This window comes from Fischerella sp. JS2 (assembly GCF_032393985.1).
Taxonomy (GTDB): domain Bacteria; phylum Cyanobacteriota; class Cyanobacteriia; order Cyanobacteriales; family Nostocaceae; genus Fischerella.
The window spans coordinates 6,247,542-6,265,640 of record NZ_CP135918.1 but is presented as its reverse complement, the minus strand read 5'-3'; the positions used below and the strand labels follow the sequence as shown (position 1 = coordinate 6,265,640).

17 protein-coding genes and 3 pseudogenes are annotated in these 18,099 nt (G+C 39.4%); 6 read left to right on the top strand and 14 right to left on the bottom strand.

The window, feature by feature from the left end; translation table 11 throughout:
• Positions 1-244: 244 nt before the first annotated feature.
• Positions 245-1,846, top strand: coding sequence for a hypothetical protein (locus RS893_RS26855; protein WP_315792111.1), 1,602 nt, complete (start codon positions 245-247; stop codon positions 1,844-1,846).
• A 127-nt stretch (positions 1,847-1,973) separates the two neighbouring features.
• Here RS893_RS26855 and RS893_RS26850 read toward each other — a convergent pair whose 3' ends face one another.
• A complete protein-coding gene (locus RS893_RS26850) occupies positions 1,974-2,888 on the bottom strand; it encodes a glutaminase (RefSeq protein ID WP_315788644.1) in 915 nt (304 codons plus the stop codon).
• A gap of 386 nt (positions 2,889-3,274) precedes the next feature.
• Here RS893_RS26850 and RS893_RS26845 point away from each other — a divergent pair, with 386 nt between their 5' ends.
• Entirely contained in the window at positions 3,275-3,574 is a 300-nt protein-coding gene (locus RS893_RS26845; RefSeq protein ID WP_315788643.1) for an RNA-binding protein, read from the top strand.
• Between the two features lie 996 nt (positions 3,575-4,570).
• On the top strand, positions 4,571-4,888 hold the full coding sequence (locus tag RS893_RS26840; RefSeq protein ID WP_016867252.1) for a hypothetical protein: 318 nt from the start codon (positions 4,571-4,573) through the stop codon (positions 4,886-4,888).
• Between the two features lie 261 nt (positions 4,889-5,149).
• On the opposite strand, the pseudogene RS893_RS26835 reads toward RS893_RS26840, so the two are convergent.
• The 5 genes and pseudogenes from RS893_RS26835 to RS893_RS30420 form a co-directional block, all read right to left on the bottom strand.
• Positions 5,150-5,266: pseudogene (locus RS893_RS26835) on the bottom strand (DUF2993 domain-containing protein); the annotation flags it as partial.
• A 115-nt stretch (positions 5,267-5,381) separates the two neighbouring features.
• Positions 5,382-5,495, bottom strand: coding sequence for a photosystem II assembly protein Psb34 (gene psb34 / locus RS893_RS26830; RefSeq protein ID WP_315788642.1), 114 nt, complete (start codon positions 5,493-5,495; stop codon positions 5,382-5,384).
• A complete protein-coding gene (locus tag RS893_RS26825) occupies positions 5,468-5,740 on the bottom strand; it encodes a hypothetical protein (RefSeq protein ID WP_315792152.1) in 273 nt (90 codons plus the stop codon). Before RS893_RS26825 ends, psb34 begins: the two co-directional genes overlap by 28 nt.
• Positions 5,741-5,863: 123 nt before the next feature.
• A pseudogene (locus RS893_RS26820) lies at positions 5,864-6,379 on the bottom strand (orange carotenoid protein N-terminal domain-containing protein).
• 266 nt (positions 6,380-6,645) lie between these two features.
• Positions 6,646-6,729 (bottom strand): annotated as a pseudogene (locus RS893_RS30420) (pentapeptide repeat-containing protein); the annotation flags it as partial.
• A 543-nt stretch (positions 6,730-7,272) separates the two neighbouring features.
• Here RS893_RS30420 and RS893_RS26815 point away from each other — a divergent pair.
• Positions 7,273-7,689, top strand: a complete 417-nt coding sequence (locus tag RS893_RS26815) for a KGK domain-containing protein (protein ID WP_315788641.1) — start codon at positions 7,273-7,275, stop codon at positions 7,687-7,689.
• Here RS893_RS26815 and RS893_RS26810 read toward each other — a convergent pair.
• Positions 7,673-7,894 carry a hypothetical protein gene (locus RS893_RS26810; RefSeq protein WP_315788640.1) on the bottom strand — a complete coding sequence of 74 codons (222 nt, stop codon included), beginning with the start codon at positions 7,892-7,894 and terminating at the stop codon, positions 7,673-7,675. The two genes, RS893_RS26815 and RS893_RS26810, sit on opposite strands and share 17 nt — an antisense overlap.
• A gap of 92 nt (positions 7,895-7,986) precedes the next feature.
• Here RS893_RS26810 and RS893_RS26805 point away from each other — a divergent pair, with 92 nt between their 5' ends.
• Positions 7,987-8,829 (top strand): carbohydrate ABC transporter permease, encoded by an 843-nt coding sequence (locus RS893_RS26805; RefSeq protein WP_396336476.1) that lies wholly within the window; start codon positions 7,987-7,989, stop codon positions 8,827-8,829.
• A 194-nt stretch (positions 8,830-9,023) separates the two neighbouring features.
• On the opposite strand, the gene RS893_RS26800 is transcribed toward RS893_RS26805, so the two are convergent.
• Positions 9,024-10,841: an autotransporter domain-containing protein gene (locus tag RS893_RS26800; protein ID WP_315788638.1), complete on the bottom strand. Its 1,818-nt coding sequence runs from the start codon at positions 10,839-10,841 to the stop codon at positions 9,024-9,026.
• Positions 10,842-11,014: 173 nt separating this feature from the next.
• Positions 11,015-11,842, bottom strand: a complete 828-nt coding sequence (locus RS893_RS26795) for an ABC transporter permease (protein WP_315788637.1) — start codon at positions 11,840-11,842, stop codon at positions 11,015-11,017.
• A gap of 438 nt (positions 11,843-12,280) precedes the next feature.
• Between RS893_RS26795 and RS893_RS26790 the strand changes: the two genes are divergently transcribed.
• The gene (locus RS893_RS26790; protein WP_315788636.1) at positions 12,281-12,817 is read left to right on the top strand and encodes a DUF3172 domain-containing protein; all 537 of its coding nucleotides are present in this window, start codon (positions 12,281-12,283) and stop codon (positions 12,815-12,817) included.
• Here RS893_RS26790 and RS893_RS26785 read toward each other — a convergent pair whose 3' ends face one another.
• From RS893_RS26785 to RS893_RS26765, 5 genes are all read right to left on the bottom strand, one after another.
• Entirely contained in the window at positions 12,818-13,714 is an 897-nt protein-coding gene (locus tag RS893_RS26785) for an AMIN domain-containing protein (protein WP_315788635.1), read from the bottom strand.
• Positions 13,715-13,926: 212 nt separating this feature from the next.
• Positions 13,927-14,508 carry a hypothetical protein gene (locus RS893_RS26780; RefSeq protein WP_315788634.1) on the bottom strand — a complete coding sequence of 194 codons (582 nt, stop codon included), beginning with the start codon at positions 14,506-14,508 and terminating at the stop codon, positions 13,927-13,929.
• Entirely contained in the window at positions 14,480-15,055 is a 576-nt protein-coding gene (locus RS893_RS26775; RefSeq protein WP_315785248.1) for an IS630 family transposase, read from the bottom strand. The genes RS893_RS26780 and RS893_RS26775 overlap by 29 nt, the downstream gene beginning before the upstream one ends.
• On the bottom strand, positions 15,046-15,552 hold the full coding sequence (locus RS893_RS26770; protein WP_315785251.1) for a helix-turn-helix domain-containing protein: 507 nt from the start codon (positions 15,550-15,552) through the stop codon (positions 15,046-15,048). The genes RS893_RS26775 and RS893_RS26770 overlap by 10 nt, the downstream gene beginning before the upstream one ends.
• Positions 15,553-15,804: 252 nt before the next feature.
• Positions 15,805-17,976 carry a cation:proton antiporter gene (locus RS893_RS26765; RefSeq protein WP_315788633.1) on the bottom strand — a complete coding sequence of 724 codons (2,172 nt, stop codon included), beginning with the start codon at positions 17,974-17,976 and terminating at the stop codon, positions 15,805-15,807.
• Between the last annotated feature and the right edge of the window lie 123 nt (positions 17,977-18,099).

The window sequence follows — 18,099 nt, the reverse complement described above, 5'->3', positions numbered from 1 at the left end:
TTTTAGTTACAACCTTATTGCCAGATTGGGATATTTCTGTTATGAGGGCTACTAAAATATCGTTAAATTACTATTAAGAAAAATAGTTATTTTTATTACATAAGATTAATTTATGCTGTCATCAGTAAATTAAAATTCAGATTTTCTACTAGGGGTAAGGGAGATTTCACCTTTTAGCTCATGTTTTTGAGTAGGTACTTTGAGCCAAAATAATCTGTCAGTTGTTAATGAGTAAATGAAAAACATGAACTCGCGGCGGACGACAGCTGTAACTCTCCTAAAGTCACTAATCGCTTTAGTACTGGTATTTAGTCTGACAAGTTGTGGTGAAAAAGCTGTTAGTCAAGAACCATCTGCTAGCTTCCAGCAAAACCCCGAAATTTCCACAAAGCAATTCTCAGAAGTTGCCCCACCTATTGCGATCCAAGAACTACGACAAACTACGGATTTATACAGACCACAAGTATTAATTATTTCCCCAAAACCCGATGAAATCCTCCAAGATAACATAGTCACAGTCCGTTTTCAGGTCAAGGATCTTCCTATTTATAAAGACTCGAAATTGAACTTAGGCCCCCATCTCCAGGTCATTCTGGATAATCAACCCGCCATAGCAGTTTATGACCTGAATCAACCCTTAGTTTTATCTGACTTATCTCCAGGTACTCATACTCTACGTGTTTTTGCCTCTCGTCCTTGGCACGAAAGCTATAAGAATGAAGGTGCTTACGCCCAAACAACATTTCACGTTTTCACTAAGAGTGATAGTAATAACCCTGATCCAGCATTGCCTTTATTAACCTACAACCGTCCTGATGGTAACTATGGGGCAGAACCGATTTTACTGGACTTTTATTTAACCAATGCGCCGTTACATCTGCTAGCCAAAGACAATCCTGATAATCCGTTCGCAGATTGGCGCATTCGCTGCACAATTAATGGTGAAAGCTTTGTACTTGATCGTTGGCAAGCAGTTTACCTTAAAGGTTTTAAACCAGGTAAAAACTGGGTAAAACTGGAATTTCTCGACAACCAGGGTAATCCTGTCAAAAATGAATTTAACAGTACGGTTCGGCTACTAACCTACGAACCCAAGGGTAAAGACACCCTTTCTAAGATAGTTAGAGGAGAACTCTCAGCAGATCAAGTTCGCACAATCGTAGATCCAAACTACACAACTAAGCTACCAACTGTTGAACCTACACCCGTCCCTACCGCAACACCGACTGTTGAACCTATACCAGAAATACAGCCCAAGGAAGAAAAACAACCTGTTCCTGAAATAGAACCCAAACCCATCCCTACCGCAACACCAACGGTTGAACCTATACCAGAAATACAGCCCAAGGAAGAAAAACAACCTGTTCCTGAAATAGAACCCACACCCATCCCCACCGTAATACCGACGGTTGAACCTACCTTAGAACCACAACCTCAGGAAGAAAAACAGGCTGTTCCTGAAACAGAACCTCAACCAGTACCGCAAACTCAGCCAAAAAAATCAAGATTTGGCGGATTTTTTAATCGCCGGGCAGGCAAGAAGCCCACACCACAACCAACAGTGGAAGCATCGCCTAGCTTACCTCCCACTCTACCGGAGATGATTGAGACTCCAGCGTCAGAAAAAACAGAAGAACCACAGCTAGATATTTTGCCAGAAGCCGATCCACAATTATTACCTCAAAAAGTTGCTCCCCAACCAGAACACCCAGAGTTAGGACGATATTTCAATCGTCGCCAGTACCCTAATGCTGCACCATCTCCAAGTTTGCCGTATGCTCAACCAAAGATGATTCAACCTTCTGTACCAGAACAACCAAGCAGCGAAACCCAAAATCAATCGTGACTGTAGTTGTTGAATTGGTACAAGCAGAGTAGAGTATCTACTCTGCCATTTTTTTACAGATCAAGTAGCTAAATTTTTTACCAAGACTCCACGTTACTTTCAATATGCTCTACCGTGTATGAATTTTTTATATACAAATACTCAACTGCAAATGTTGGGATAGTACTTCAACAAAAGCGATCGCTCCCATAGGATTACCTACACGATCTAATGGAGGGCTGTAACAAGCGATCGCACCTGCACCTGGCACTATCGCCACAAGTGTACCACTAATACCTGATTTCATCGGCAGACCGATCTTTACAGCATATTGAAAAGAAGCTTCGTACAGCCCACAAGTTAACATCAAAGCATTGACAATCTGACGATGTTTTGATGAAACTAATTCACTTGCAAAAGCGAGAATTTTTCCTAGATAGGCTAAGTCTGTGACTGTCCCAGATAAACAGCATATTTGTTCATAGGTGTCAAGAGCTATTTCTAAGTTATTTACATAACCAGCCTCGGCTAAATAGCGGGTAAGATTTCGGTTAGTTTGAGAACCAGCTGAACGTACCGAAGCGAGTGTAAATTCATCTAACTTAAGTTGAGAACCTGCAATTTGATTCAGCCATTGACAGAATTTTTGAGTGCGATCGCTAGCGTTGTTTCCTGGTAGTTTATCAGCAATGGTAATTGCTCCACTGTTGATCATCGGGTTACGAGGATATCCACCATCCGCAACTAGTTGTTCTATGGAATTAAAGGTATCAAGGGAAGGTTCAACCCCAACCCAGCTAAACACTGTTTCTACTCCTAAACATTCCAATAGATACAGTAGTGAAAACGGCTTAATAGCACTCATGAAGGGAAAAAAACAAGCCGTATCGCCTACACCGACACTTTCTCCTGATGCACAACACATTTGCACAGCAAACCAACAGGAATTAGCTACAGCCAAACTAGGAATACGTTCAGCAACTTGTCCTTGAGATGCTTGGACTTTGGCTTGTTGTATCCAAGTTAGTAACTCGCTGGTAGTGAGTGTTTCTAGTTTTCTCAAAGCTACCTAGTTTTTGATCTGAAAGATGTACCTTAAAGAATAAGCGATCGCGCCAAGTGCTGTTTCATCTGTTGGCTGTTGTCTTCATACTCCCATCGCAAGTGTGGCAGTTTGGAAACACTGACTTATCATTTTTGTGAGTTAGACTTGTATGCACCTGCGTATTCTCTCGTACTTCTGTTCAAAATTCACATGCTTTACATAACTTTATATAAAGATTTTTAAAACTATTCTGTAATAATAGCTGGCTATGTCATACTATATAGGTGAGAGTTAATTCGGCGACCGCGTTTGTTTTTAGTATTGATAGGCTTTTTCCTTTTGGTATTTACAGACTTTTCTCCGAAACTTAAATCTCTACACCCTTATGATTTCGGAGAAAATCTATGTCAGTTTATGTAGGCAATCTTTCTTATGAAGTTACAGAAGATAGTCTGAATGCTGTTTTTGCAGAATATGGTTCTGTGAAGCGGGTTCAGCTACCTACTGACCGTGAAACAGGTCGTGTGCGCGGTTTTGGTTTTGTGGAAATGGGTACAGATGCAGAAGAAACCGCTGCAATTGAAGCACTTGATGGTGCTGAGTGGATGGGACGTGACCTTAAAGTTAATAAGGCTAAACCCAAAGAAAATAGAGGTTCATTTGCTGGTGGTCGCCGAAGCTACGGCGGACGTAACGGCTACTAAGCTTTATCCATTTAGCTTTTGAAGCTGACTCAATATGTAGCACATTAATTGTATTCAGTACCGGCTTAGGCAGAAATGCTTGAGCCTTTTTAATACAGAAGCTGGACTGGGCAGCGAAAAGTTTAAGCTTTCTCAGCCAAACCCTAATCTCTGGAGTTCTCCATATCAGACTCAGGCACTCCCCTAGAACCTGCTGTTTTAATCACCATCATTGGTGAAACGGTGCTTAAAGACCGTATTGTTAAGCTGCTAAAAAGCTATACAGATCAACTGGCAATCATATTTGCGAACTTAGCCCGAAGAGCTAGAAATATAATAATGGGTAATAATGCCAGGATACGCTTATTAGAGATCTCACCAACTCAATTTAAGTTTTGATATTTTGGTCAATGCGATCGCAGAATTTACATTCCAAAAATTTAGGGCTATCTAACAGTTATTGACCTATAGTGTCATGTCTATTTGGGTCTTTTTTCTCCTTTTTTTCTGAGGATCTTTTTTGTTTTTTTTGGCTTCTCTATTGCCATTTTTTTTCTTTGACATTATTACTCTCAAATATTGGTGCTTAATTAGTGGGATGAAATAAACGTACTAATTAAACTTTCAGTTTATGTAGTTCTTTGATGCTGACGAGTACAAAAAATAATTCACTTGTTGGTTAAGCTACGGATTGTTATCATCATTCCTCCGATTTATTTTAGTTAGACTGATTCTGAGCAAATCTGCCTACCTAAAATTGTGAGGCATAGACAGCGTAAGAAAAATTTCCACAAATAAGTCCAAGCGTCTACACCATCTATCTATTTTTAGAACTACTCCAGAAGCAGATTAGAAATTGCAACATTAAGTAGGTTGGCACAGATCCCTCACACCACCACTGTGGGCGGAGGTTAAAAAATTTAATCTGTACATATAGACACTAATTAATATTGAGGATATAAGTACAAAAATCTATAAAAATTTATATACAATTTGACACTTAACCCAGGAAAATTCATGTTAGATTTCAACACCTTAATGGCATTCTCAAGCACTTATTGCATTGGCATTTGTGCCTTTCTCATTCCAGCCAATTTAGTTGCTACCTCATCAACAATAATTTTTACACTGTTGGGTCGTCCGGCTATTCATATCTGGCTAACTGCTCTTATTGCGAGTTTCTTTGCTCTATTGATGATACTGCACGTATTTGCTTGGTTTATGATGGGAGTAGTTATGGCTCCCACATACATTTTATTAGGACTAGGAAGCATTTGTTGGTTGGCCAATTTAATAGCAATTCTCCCACACAGACGCTTTGTTTTTCGCACATAAATAAATTTCGTATGCGATTGCCATCTATAACGTATTAGAGCGCAATCCATCCTCCTAGCCGACTTTGACTTATGTCTCGGCTGTTACGAAACAGCGCACCAAACGCTGAATGCCGGAGTTGAGGAAGCACAAAGGAGAGCTTGACAGCACAATAATTTATAGTATGAGCGCTTAAAATCCAACAGTTCTATTTTTTGCCTTTAAACTATTAGTAACTATATCAAAGCCTGATTGCTGCGTTGATTAAAGACATATTTTTGGTTAGTAAATCGCTGTTCTAGTAGGGATGCGATCAATCTGGGGGTAGCCACTGAAAATCAACTTTTTACCTCGGGTTTCTAATCGGTTGAGCCGCATCATAATGCCATCAAGATCAAAATGCTTAGAAAATAAGGACTAAAGTCCTTACTACGAACTTTCTCATCCCTCAATTCAAACTTGACAGAGTACTAGATATCTTGGTTTGATCCTCAATATCTAGCTATTGTTACGCTTAGCTGACAGTAAATGCAGTCATCAGTGTTAGGGTAACGAACAGGATAGCTATTGCCCCCTGGAAGATATAACGCTGTTGCTGTTCTAGTGAGGGATACTCTGCCAACGACATACCAGGCTCAATTGCGAGTTATTCATGATTCCCTTATCATCTACTACGTAGCCAAGTACGAGAGGTAGATTAAGTAATTGACTACCCTGCCTGTGTGTAGGCGCTTCGACCTCAGCGGGGATCAACTTACTACCATCACTACGAAGATGTGCTATTGCTTTGTTCAATTTCTTTCCTGCTTTTAGCTCTCCTTGTTGGTTGAAATGCATCTCCAATGGTTCACAGATATATACCTCTGCCTCCATAAAGAAACTGTCGGCATTCTTACATTCATCTAGATTGAGGGTTGTTCCTTTTTTATTGGTGTAGCGCATGGGTGTCACCTTGTGTGAAATTATTCGCGTAGAAATTAATGTCGCTTCGTTCTATTAGTCAGCTAACGGGTCAACTCCCATATCGACAACAGCATTTCGCAGCACCGTTATTTGTTGACCAAATTCAAGCTGCTTGATGGCTTCTAGTACTTGCACTACATCGCGGGATGGCTGGTAACTTGGGGGCATTGGAACTACTAAACCTTTGACCATCAATTCCGATAATTCATATCAGAAAGCTAACTTAGTGTTAGCGCTCCAAATCCCATAAGAACGGCTAATCTGGGTGTTTCTGTTGGCAGCTAGGTCTCGCATTACTTCTAACTGTTGAGTATGAGGCATTTGCTTGATTTGATTGAGTATAGCTTCAGCTAATTGCAAACGAGCTGCTACAGGAGCAGCTGGCGTGATAGAACGACCCATCTCAGTGTAGACGTACCAAAGCATTGCTAGTTAGTCATCCACACTAAGGTGCTTGAATAAAGCGGTGGTAGTAAGTACACCATTAACCAGATGGTTGCTGGAATCAAAAGCGAATAGGTTGGAAGTCGACTCTGTTGTAAAGCTCATATTTTTACCAAAGATGTTTGATGACTGTTCATGCAACTACTCAATACCTTGTCGTCTCGACCTCCAGTAAAAAATAATGACTAGGCTTGGTTGGTATTGATTTTTGCAAAGTTATTGATTTGGCGCTTATCGGTGCAAAAAAAGAATCCATTTTTCGTCTACTCTATGGATTCTTGTCAACTGTTCACCAAATTAATTGGCAGACTTCAAATAGTAGTTGCACCTTCTCTCATTAAACTTTTTTGCCCTCTCAGCTTGGATTAACTTTAGAATGTCTTGCTTAGAACTGAGTCACTCAAGTTTAATTTGCTCAAATTTGCCCTAATAAAATGTATTTCCCTCAAATTGCTTGAGTTAAGCTTATTCCTCTCAAATCACCAGCCTAAAATTTATTTCCCCGGCTATATATTGCTTCAAAACCTTGTTGGCATCCATATTGTCTGCCTCGCAACGATTAGTGTTGCCGCTTGTTACATCTTCTTAAGTAGAGTTCACAATTTTCAGATTTTACGAAATTGCAAATAATAAATCTCAAATAATTCTTTACAACTATACTATTTTTGGTCTATCGAAGTGTTACTTTGTTGACAGGGAGACAAAAATAGATAAAAGCTGATAACCAATGGGATTTTTTAAATCTGTTAGCGTACAGTTTTCCCAATTTGGGTGCGACACGATGATCTCTAGTTCAATTAATTTTATTTCTAATAATAACATTATAATAACAACAACTCACTGATTGTTCACAATTCAAATAGAATTGCTATAAAAGACTCATTTGTAGATATTTTAACCAAATTGATGTCAAATAATTAGCAGAATATCCTGTGGATTTAATTTAACGTATGGTGTGGTTATTGCCCACTATACCTTGAATTTATCTAATTATTGATATGAACGACAAAATTATACCTTTAGATTGTGATGATGTTATACTTTTAGGAAGAGATACATTTAAAGTCAGTAGATTAAAAGAATTAGTAGAGAAATTAATTAGACATAGATTACAGCGACGTGTATATGAGTCCAATAGTCTGGAACCTGGTGTTTCCATGCTGGAGTTATTTAATTTAATATCTTTAGGTGAACATCACATCAAGCTGAGTGAAATTCAATTTAATTATGTTATTAATTGCCAGGTACTAAGAATTGGCAGCGAGGGTTGGCGGAAAGGCAAGCTTAATATTGAAGTATGTATATTATCTCTTAATCCAAATCTCAATCAAATTTACTTAGAATTTCATCCAGAAGAGTTTATTGAATATGACTCACTTTTAGATGAAATTTGTAAAATCATCGCAGAAAACTAATTACATCCATCTGTAATTTTTTTAAGATTCGCTTTTTATTCACCTTCGTATCTTCGCGTCTTTGCGGTTCAAAAATAATTATTAAACCACGAAGACGTAAAGAACGCGAAGAAGGAAATATTAATATAGTCTTACCCTGCACTACACTCAAAGTAGTAGTATAGATAATTATGCACCAGCGATCGCTACATTTAACTAGGTGCAAGATTTGGTGGAGGTTTTCTCGTGTTGCAAACCAGAAAGCGGCGGCGTAAAACCAGAGGGAAAATTGCAGAAGACTTAGCTGGGTATCTATTTATGATGCCTGCTATTTTAGTTTTAATCACTTTTGTCATCTTGCCAATTGTTTGGGCTATTTTTCTATCGCTGCAAAAAGTCCAACTTCTTGGTGGTATTAAGTACGAGTTCATCGGTTTTCGGAACTTTGCGCGCCTAGTAGAAGATGAACGAGTTTGGATTGCCCTTAAAAATACAGTGGAATATGTTGCCATAGTCGTGCCAATACAAACTATTTTGGCATTAGTTTTGGCTGTGACTCTCAATTCTGGCATTCGCGGGAAAAACTGGTGGCGTATCCTTTACTTTTTACCCACAGTTACTTCTTCTGCTGTGTTGACGCTAATCTTCATGTGGATTTACAACACTAATGGATTACTCAATGATTTCCTTGCTTTTGTGGGACTACCCACCTATAACTGGTTAGGTGATCCAGCAGTAGCACTCAAAGGCATTATGATCATGAATATCTGGTCAACAGCACCTTTTTACATGGTGATTTATTTAGCGGCGTTGCAGGATATCCCCCAATCACTCTACGAAGCGGCGGAGTTGGATGGTGCTAATGACTGGCAAAAGCTTATCCACGTAACAATTCCCATGCTTAAACCTGTTACCTTCTTTGTAGTGGCGATGGGGATCATTGGGACATTCCAGCTTTTTGATCAATCTTATATATTCTCAAATGGTAATGGTGGCCCCAACAATGCTACTTTGACCGTAGTATTACTGATATATCAGGCTGTATTTCGTAACTTACAAATGGGGTATGGAGCTGCGATCGCTTTTTTGCTAGCAATGGTAATTATTATAATGACGTTGGTACAGAGGCGGATTTTTGGTGGTAATGAGATGGGAAGATAGGGTGATGATGGGGAGACAAGGAGGACAAGGAAGACAAGGGAGAATAAATTGTATTTGGATAATTTATTTTTTAGACTTCACTAAGTTTAAATTGTGGAAGATTGAATTATTCATCTGTGTTTATCGGTGTGCATCGGTGTTCGTTTATTCTAAATAACTTTTTGCCACCGCTTTAATTCATATCAAATCTTAATCTAAAATTGATAGCGAATTTCTCCCTTAATTACATTGTTGCTAACATCTTCTCTCCCGATCATCATTTCGTAGTTGATTGCACCTGCAAAATTTTGAGAAAACAGTATCTGTGTTCCCGCACTCAATTTAAAATAATCACGATCAGGTTCGCTGGTTTGGGTACGCATGGGTATACCTGGTTGAGTCACAAGTTGTGTAGTAATGGTGCGGTGTGTTGGTGCAAATTGATATTCGTAACTTGCGTGGATATTTGGTATGACTGAACCAAAACTGGTTTTCAATTCCACAGCAGCTTGCGTGCCTACACTCACAATAAATGATTCTGCTTGTTGATCATCTACTTTTATATTTAGACTACCTGCACCTGTTTCGGCGTAGCCATGAATGTTGATGCGATCGTATTTCAAACCCAAGATAGGACCATAGGAAATATTACCCGATCTAGCAATGTAACCACTGTTTAGGTTTATGGAAAACTGTGTTCCATCAGTTTTAGCTGTAGCTGTGCGGTGATCAAAATCAATTTGACGTTGGATATCAAAGTCATTATTACCATAGCTGATTACAGCATTGCTGTAGAAGTTGTTCTGGACATAGTTGCTATAGACTGAAACAGCATAGCCATCAATTTCGATGTCACCTTGATTTTGATGCAACTCAGTTTTATTGTTCACAACACCTAATGCTACTCCCACAGCCAGTTTATCGGTGACGCTATAATCAACGCCTACAGTAGCACCACCTGTTTTATAGTCATAATCTGGATGATGTTCACTATCATCTTGACTACCAAAATTTACATCGCCATTAACAAATACACCCCATTTTTCTTTTGATTGCGTTTGTGAAGTATTTTGCAGCGCTGACAAACGATCATCGATTAGCTGCACTTGTCTTTGGGCTAGATGCAAAGCAATTTCTGCTTGTGGGACGATCGCAACTGGAGCATCCAATACAGCTTCGGTGTATTCTGCAATAAACTGGTGTCCGCGATCTGTAGGATGAACGTTATCCCAAAATAAAAACTCATCAGGATTAGGACAAATTGTACCTGCTTGTTGATTAAAGCAAGGGTCATTTATATTTGTTAAACCATATCGATCAGGCTGGTCAATAACTTCGTTAAATAAAGCATGAATATCGAGAGGAATAATATTAACGTTACGGTTTTTGGCTATTTCTTGCAGGGCAGAATTTAAGTTAGAATTGTGACTTTTAATTGCAGCAGTGGTGCTGTCGGCTGTCTCTAGCGATCGCTCTTGCGGAGTTTTGCCTAAATCTGGTAGGTTAGGCACAATAATATTACGCGCGCCTTTATTAATCAGTGTAGTGATTGCCTGAGAGAGATTATTAACTACTACTTGTGTATTTGTTGCTCTTTTTTCTATTGGCTGAATTAGGTAATCATTAGCACCAGCCCATAAAATAAATAGGGCATTTGAATTAGGTGTTACTGGTGCAGAAGCAAAATTATTGATTTGAGATGACAAAGATGGCAGGGATATTATTAGTGATTCACTCAGGACGTTAGTATTTCCAGATGTGGAACCACCAACAGCGTAGTTAGTAGTTTCATTGGCATCAATATTTAAGTAAGAACCCAGTACTTCCACCCAAACTGGTCCATTAGAAAATCGTCCTTGAAAGTAAGGTGGACTGAGGGGAATTGTACCTCCTGTAATTCGATACAAGTTGCCATTGTCAGATAAACTGTCACCAAAAATAAAAAGTTGATCGTAATCCCCTGCTAAAGCTTTGAAAGGCAATAAGTTAGATACAACAGAAAAGGCGATCGCTACTTGGATTTGCTTGCTCACACCATTTTTTGATCAAAATATTTGGCAAATTCTACTAAATTTTCCAGCAGTAGCGCTCTAGTAAATGCTTAAATTTTATTTGAAGTAATGCAAAGATTAAGTATTAGTTATTAGTTGTGAGTTGTTCAGTGTTAGTGGTTGATAGTTTTAAGCAACAACCAACCATCAACTATTTAATCCTGTTGACGAGAAAATAAATTAGCACCCCACAAAGAAAGAGCGATCGCGATGACTAGTAAAATTGGCACACTATACCAAGGAAACTGTGACAAGGGTAAATAAGCAGCTGCACGTAGTCCGATACTGGCGTAAGTAAGGGGCAAGAGGTAAACTACAACTTTGAGAATTCCTGGTAATGTAGCTGGATCAAAAAATGTCGCCCCTAAGAAAGACATAGGAATAATAATAAAGTTATTGTAGAGTCCTACTGCTTCAAGTGATCGCACCGTCAAACCCACAATTACACCCAACCCTGCAAAAACGGCACAATTAAGTATTAGTAACAACAAAAACAGAGGATGAAGAAACCTCCAATTTCCAGTAAACAGTAAAGCAACCAAAATTACAGAACTAGAAGTCATCAATCCTCGCACAACTCCCGCTAGCATTTTACCTATGTGCAACGCTAGGGGATGTACGGGAACTAGTAACAATTCCTCAAAGTTTTTGGTAAACAGTCTGTCTCCACAAATAGAAAATGTTGTTCCACCAAAACTAATTGTCATTGAAGACAAAGCCACCATACCCGGCAAAATAAATTCTAGGTAGTTACCATAGCTACCGCTAATTCCTGAACCTGACCGGATAGAACTTCCCAAACCCAAACCAAATGCCAAAATATATATCAGTGGAGATATTAACCCTGATGCGGCTACTTGGGCAATTCTGACACGTAACTCTAACCAATCTCCCCAAAAGATAGTGAGAATATCTGCCAAAAGAGTTTGAAATTGCGAAGTTTTAAAGCCCTTATGTGAAAATAGCGATCGCTGGTAAATCACTTTCTTGCTGTCATGTATAAAGATATTCTTAATTAATTATTTAACATTTGTTGATATTCTTCCGCCAGAAGTAGCAAATGTGGCGTGATGGGGGGTGAGGAGATGGGGAGTGTGAGGAGTGTGTAGACGAGGCAGTGCGGTGGACTCTTTCCCCGGCATAAAGGAACCAGTGCGGTGGTGAAGCAACGCGGTCTTGGGGGCTCGGGGTCCCCTTTGGGGTTGGGGGAGGGACCCCCTGCGTAAGAGTCGCTGACTCACCACTAACTACTAATGTACAGACGCGATGTTCCTCGCGTCTCTACCCACTAACTACTAAACTATTGACCAAAAAACTAAAGTTACAGACAACTATAGGCAAGAATCGGCATACTGATATATATAAGGAGAGGAACTCAAGCCACTCCCGACCGTCCAAAATGTAAAGAGAATAAAGCGAAAATGAGACGTAAATCTGTTGGTAGAACCACTACACCTCCTAAACCCTCTCTTTTCCAATCCCCATTGTTTAATTTCACCACCATAGCGATATTGGGAGGGGTGTTTGTTTTGGGTATAGGAATTGGTATCGCTTTTAGTTCTACAGCGACATTTACCCCAAGTAACGTGGCTTCCCGTGAATTCATTGATACTAAAGCACCAAACCCTGAGTTGTGTGTGCAGTATGGAGCCAGTGCTATGGTCATGGATACTAGGCTATTTGTGACACTCAACCCCTTTAATGTTTATGTTTCTCAACCGAGTATGCGTCCTGGATGCGTTCTACGTACCAATAACTGGGCAATTTTAGAACAGCGTAAACTGGTAACAAACGAACAGGTTCGAGATTGTAAAAACCGTCTAAATACCTTTGGCTATACAGGTGATTTGGGTGAAAAACCTGATATTAGTTGTATTTACCAAAATGAAGCAGCGAAAAACTTCTTTGTTACCGAACCAGGAGCAGTTGCACCACCTATAGAAACAGACAGGTTTTAGTTATTTGTCATTATTAATAGGTAGAGGTTGACCAAACTCAATTGCTTCTGAATTGGGATTGCTATGTTGATTATTAGAGGAGTTTGGGAGTGGGTAATTTGGTAAGTTTGGTGTGGGGAAAAAAGGCATACTGTTGAGATTACTAGATTGGTTTTGGTTAGGAAAAATAGCCGGAGGAAGAGTAGAATTTGGCGGTTGAGAAGGGTTATTAGGAAGTAGGGGGGGTACAGTGACCAAAGGTTGTTGGTTGTTGATTGTGGTTGGTAATTGTTGATTATTAATTGTTGATTGTTGATTGTTGATTGTTGGTTGTTGATTGTAGTAAGTTGTGGCTGGTGATTGTTGATTGTAGTATGTTGTAGCAGGGAAAGGCTGATTTTGAGAAGGTGGAGGTGGGTTGTATAAACCTGGATTTGGTGTCTGTTGATATGAGGGAAAAATGTTTGTGGGTGTTGAATCTGTATTGTTACCAACCGTAACAGGACGTAGAACCCAATGTGTAGGATTTTGAGGAGAAATAGGTTGTAGTTGTACCTGGTTAGGGTTTATAAAAGTACCTGGCATCAAGTCCATAACAATACGAGTTACATCTGCATTTAATTGCGAGACACGAATGCTTTTGATCGCCCCAGAGAAATTTTGTTGAGTGGAAACATAACCCAATTTAGTACTTGGTAAATCTACAACAATGCGAGAAGGTTGCGAGAGAAAGAAGTAGTGTGGTTGTGAGGGTGCAGATAGAGTAATTTCTAGCTGTAATGCTTCTGGGTCAAAACGCCAATCTTCTAATTTTGATACTGGTACAGCATTACTGATACCAGCTTCAAGAGCAAATGCTGTATATAAGCTAAATAAGCTAATTTTAAATAACACCTTGTTTTTGAATTTTGCTTTCATTGTTTTATCCCAAAAATTTAAAGAAATACTATAGTGAGGGTGACTACAGTTTAAAATATTTTATTCCTTCTACCTTCTGCCTTAAAAGTAATCTCACCCCGTCAAGAGAGGACACCCCTCTCCTTATCAAGGAGAGGGGAAGGGGGGTGAGGTTTTTTCATGCTTAGTGGTGAAATTTGTTTCATAAGGATTGCCTTCTTCTTAGTAAAATTTTAATGATGATTTGATTTGATTGAAGAGTTTTGTTCTTGTTCTGGTATTGCACTAAATTTAATTAATTTGTTCATACCAATTACTGTCATTTGACCGCTTAAATTATCTTGCTTTTCTGCTTGCATTTGTAGATTGACTGTTTTATAACCCTTTTGATTTTCTGAATTACCATTACTGCAAAGGACAGAGTTAGGAACTTGTCCTGATAGAGTAATATTTTTGTTTTTGTACTTACCACTGAGAGTAGGGTGTTGTTCTTCAATAGATGTTTGTTGAGAATTAATATTTGTGGGTACTAAAAATCCATTTAAGTAAACTCCTGATTGATTAATATTCAAGATTATTTTGTCTGGTTGATTACAGTCAGGCAATTTTTCTCCAAATATCAAACGATAGCTTTTCTTTAGAGGGAGAGGGGCATTTAATTTATTTTCTCCATAATTTGTTACGATTTTAAACAATAGTAAGACTGAACATATCATTACACCATAAAAAGATAGGGATTTAAAATTAAAATGTTTCATACAAATAATAATGTGGGGTAATACCAATTCAAAAAATGTTTGCGACAGATAAGGCATTGAGGATGAAGTCATAACCAGTCAAAGAAGCAGCAATTTGAGGAGTGAGGAGAGCTAGGAGTTGAGCAACCTTGGTTTGCAGATGCTCCAGGTGATCAAATAGCTCCCATTTCAAGTCTTGCTTGAGATATTCCCAAACGCGCTCTATGGGATTCAGTTCAGGAGAATGAGCAGGCTGGAACAAAAGAACAATATTCTCTGGAATTTGTAAACGTTTAGCTTTATGAAATAAGCCGTTATCAACTTGGAGAATGTTAAGTGATTTGGGATAACAGGCAGCGAACTCGTTCAAAAATTGTTGGTAGCATTCGGTATCAACATGAGAAAACTGCCAAAATAAACTTTCCCCAGTAAGTGGTTCAACTGCTCCATATAGCCAGAACGCTTTAAATTGCCACTGCCAATCACCAATAGGCTTAACTCCGGGAAGAGTAATTTTACGTCCTTCAATGGTTTTGAGTCCAAATCGACTCTCATCTTGTACAAAATAACGAATATTTTCGTACTGGGGCAAGATAATGGCACTGTATTGAGCAATTAATTGCAAGTCATCACCGAGTTTTTTTTAAAAGACTCTAGTTTTTCTTCGTCCTGTTTTCGGTTACGCGGACGTGGGACTTTCAGCTTGGCTTTGAGCCTGTAACGTGCCAGATGATGTACAGTTGCGTACTCAGCTTGCACACCCAAGGTTTTTTCTAACCAATGTTGTATTTGTGTGTACCGTTGAAACCCACCTTCTGGTTGTTCGAGTTGTTTTTTCAAACTCGATACAGCCCAATCTGGTATTGCTCTTTTTCGACCTGAACTCGTTCCAAATTCAACAACCGCCTCAATTCCTCCTTCTCGATAATCTGCCAACCATCGATGTACTGTAGCTCGATGTTTTCCCAAGATTTTAGCAATCTCACTTACACTCATTTCTTGCCCTTTAATCAGATATAGGGCTTGTATACGTTCTTTGCTCCGAGACTGTTTTTGATGTCTGAGCAACTTCTCTAGTTCCTCGACACTATCAACTATCTCGATCTGTGTTACCCCTACCATCACATACCCTGAATGCTACTTCTGTCTATTTTTACCATCTGTCGCATTCTTTTTTCAAATTGGTATAAGTTATGAATTATGAATTATGAAAAGCTTCATAATTTATCATTCATTATTAGACTTCTTGCAAAAGTCGAATTATCTCCCCTCAATCCCCCCAAAGCGGGGGGAAGAAAACTTAACTCCCTCCCCGTTTCATTTAGGGTTGGGAAGGGGTTCTTTTTATTTTTGTAAGAGGTCTATTCATTATTTCTAAGTTGTAACTTCTGACTTAACCTCAGCAAGGACAGAGGTGAGATGAGAAATAACTTTACTGTAACGACGGGTAATGAGTAGCGAAGAACGACACTTGATCGCGAGTTCATCTGTGTATCTTCCCAATGTTTGGCGTTCTATCCCCCAGGTACGGCTTGCGCCTACAATTGTGAGGTCAACGCCTTGGGAGGCTGTAACTACGGCTTGGATAGGTTCTGCGACTGAGATTGTGTTGATGGTAACGCGATCGCTCACACTAGAAGGCAATTGTTCCATTAAAGTTTGCAGTTCATAACTTAATTCGTCTTTGACCTGATGAGCTGATAGCACCTGTAACACTTGCAAATAGCAAGTGTCACGATTTACCAGTAGTCTCAAAGCCAGGATGAGTGCCAAATCATCATGGATATTACCAGAATAGGGTACTAACAAACTTTCTAAGCGTTCTTCACCTCGATCAATAAATACTGCAACATCAACGGTCGCAGTTGTGAGAATTTGACCAACTCGCCCACCCAAGCGATTATTACTAAAAGCTGGACGATGCCATCCGACAATTACTAAATCAGCTTGTTCGAGTGTAGCTATCTGTATAGTTTCTCGTGCAACATTATTGGAGACACGAACTATCGGATGAACATAAGAACGCGCTGCTGGTGGTTCTAAACGTTGAATCAATTCATCTAAGAGTTGACGTCGCTCTTTAATTAACCTATTTGCCTCAACTGGTGTACTCTCATAGGCATAGTCTTCTTGTAATTCAATGAGGCTGAGGGGATTAACAACAGCAGGTTGTTGGTAATTAACTGCGATCGCTACTGCTAATTGTACTAAACCTTTTTGGGTATCTGGGTTTGCTACTGGTACTAAAACTCTGTAAGGACGACCAGGAATTTCACCACCAATAACTGTTTCGCTTTCTGGTTCTGATTCTACTACATTTAACTTGATGAGTTTTTTCGGGTAAGTCCACTCTAATAGTGGTGAGGTCATAAATGTAGTCACTAAGGCCATGATCACCAACATGGTAAAGAGCAAAGGTGAAATTACTCCCAACTCTAAACCAATATTGAGTACTATTAGCTCGGTTAAACCACGAGTGTTCATTAACCAACCAAGTGCGGAAGCTTCTCGCTTGTTAATGCCGCTAACTCTAGCTGCTACATATGTACCTAGATATTTACCTGCGATCGCAACTATTAACACCAGTACACATAATAACCATAACTCCGGACTGTTGAGCAGACCAATTTGCGTCCTCAAACCACTGTAGGCAAAAAACACTGGCAAGAGAAAAATCAAGACAAAATCTTCTGTTTTCAGCGCTAATTCTCTGACCAAACCCGCATTCTTAGGCATAATTGTCCCTAGTAAAAATGCCCCAAATATCAAGTGAATGCCAATTAATTCGGTAATCAGTGCGGAAGCAACTACTCCAGCATAAATTAACGCTAAAACTAATTGATTGAGGCGTCCAGTACGGCGATAGTAGGTAGCAAGGCGAGAGAGAAAATTTCGCCCTAATGTCACCATTACGCCTATATAAATCAAGCTTTCAATGATCGTAGGAAAAGCACTAGCAATGCTACCTGTGCGTGCTACTGCGATCGCTACTGCTAACACGCACCAGGCCGTCACATCATCTACAGCAGCACAAGTCAATGCCAGTGTTCCCAAGCGTGTTCCTTGGAGGTTATTTTCTGTAATAATCCGCGCCAGTACCGGAAAAGCAGTAATTGACATTGCTGCTCCTAAAAATAAGGCAAAGGCGGTAAAAGAAACACTAGCGTTAGAAATCAATGGATAAAGGAGTAACGCTAACAGGGTTCCTAAGGAAAACGGTACTAAAATACTGACATGTGAGGTCAAAACCGCGATTTCCAAATTACCACTGAGATATTTGGGATTTAACTCCAGCCCGATGAGAAACATGAAAAATATTAAGCCGACCTGAGACAGAACATTTAAAAAAGGAACTGTTTCAGGAGGAAACAAGGTAGCTGATAGCCCTGGAGCAACCAAACCAAATAGAGAAGGGCCGAGCATAATTCCTCCGACAATCTCTCCGATTACTAATGGTTGGTTAATCCACCGGAATGCCAATCCTACTAGCCGAGACAGTCCAATTACAATCAGCACCTCAATTAAAACGAGAACTACTGTGTGCATAGTTTCCTCACAAGCTACTATCCGGTGTCCCTTAGATGATTCTTTAAATCGCTTGAAGATGTCAACCTTTATAGATCACACAACTGCAATGATTATTCAGTTTTGATGTTAATTGTTATTACA

Excerpts from the sequence above, each read along its gene's own strand:
- RS893_RS26840 (WP_016867252.1), top strand. The coding sequence starts at position 4,571 with ATGTTAGATTTCAACACCTTAATGGCATTCTCAAGCACTTATTGCATT.
- RS893_RS26825 (WP_315792152.1), bottom strand. The coding sequence starts at position 5,740 with ATGGAGGCAGAGGTATATATCTGTGAACCATTGGAGATGCATTTCAAC.
- RS893_RS26770 (WP_315785251.1), bottom strand. The coding sequence starts at position 15,552 with ATGGTAGGGGTAACACAGATCGAGATAGTTGATAGTGTCGAGGAACTA.
- RS893_RS26780 (WP_315788634.1), bottom strand. The coding sequence starts at position 14,508 with ATGCCTTATCTGTCGCAAACATTTTTTGAATTGGTATTACCCCACATT.
- RS893_RS26815 (WP_315788641.1), top strand. The coding sequence starts at position 7,273 with ATGAACGACAAAATTATACCTTTAGATTGTGATGATGTTATACTTTTA.
- RS893_RS26790 (WP_315788636.1), top strand. The coding sequence starts at position 12,281 with ATGAGACGTAAATCTGTTGGTAGAACCACTACACCTCCTAAACCCTCT.
- RS893_RS26805 (WP_396336476.1), top strand. The coding sequence starts at position 7,987 with ATGATGCCTGCTATTTTAGTTTTAATCACTTTTGTCATCTTGCCAATT.
- psb34 (WP_315788642.1), bottom strand. The coding sequence starts at position 5,495 with ATGTCGTTGGCAGAGTATCCCTCACTAGAACAGCAACAGCGTTATATC.
- RS893_RS26785 (WP_315788635.1), bottom strand. The coding sequence starts at position 13,714 with ATGAAAGCAAAATTCAAAAACAAGGTGTTATTTAAAATTAGCTTATTT.
- RS893_RS26765 (WP_315788633.1), bottom strand. The coding sequence starts at position 17,976 with ATGCACACAGTAGTTCTCGTTTTAATTGAGGTGCTGATTGTAATTGGA.
- RS893_RS26845 (WP_315788643.1), top strand. The coding sequence starts at position 3,275 with ATGTCAGTTTATGTAGGCAATCTTTCTTATGAAGTTACAGAAGATAGT.
- RS893_RS26855 (WP_315792111.1), top strand. The coding sequence starts at position 245 with ATGAACTCGCGGCGGACGACAGCTGTAACTCTCCTAAAGTCACTAATC.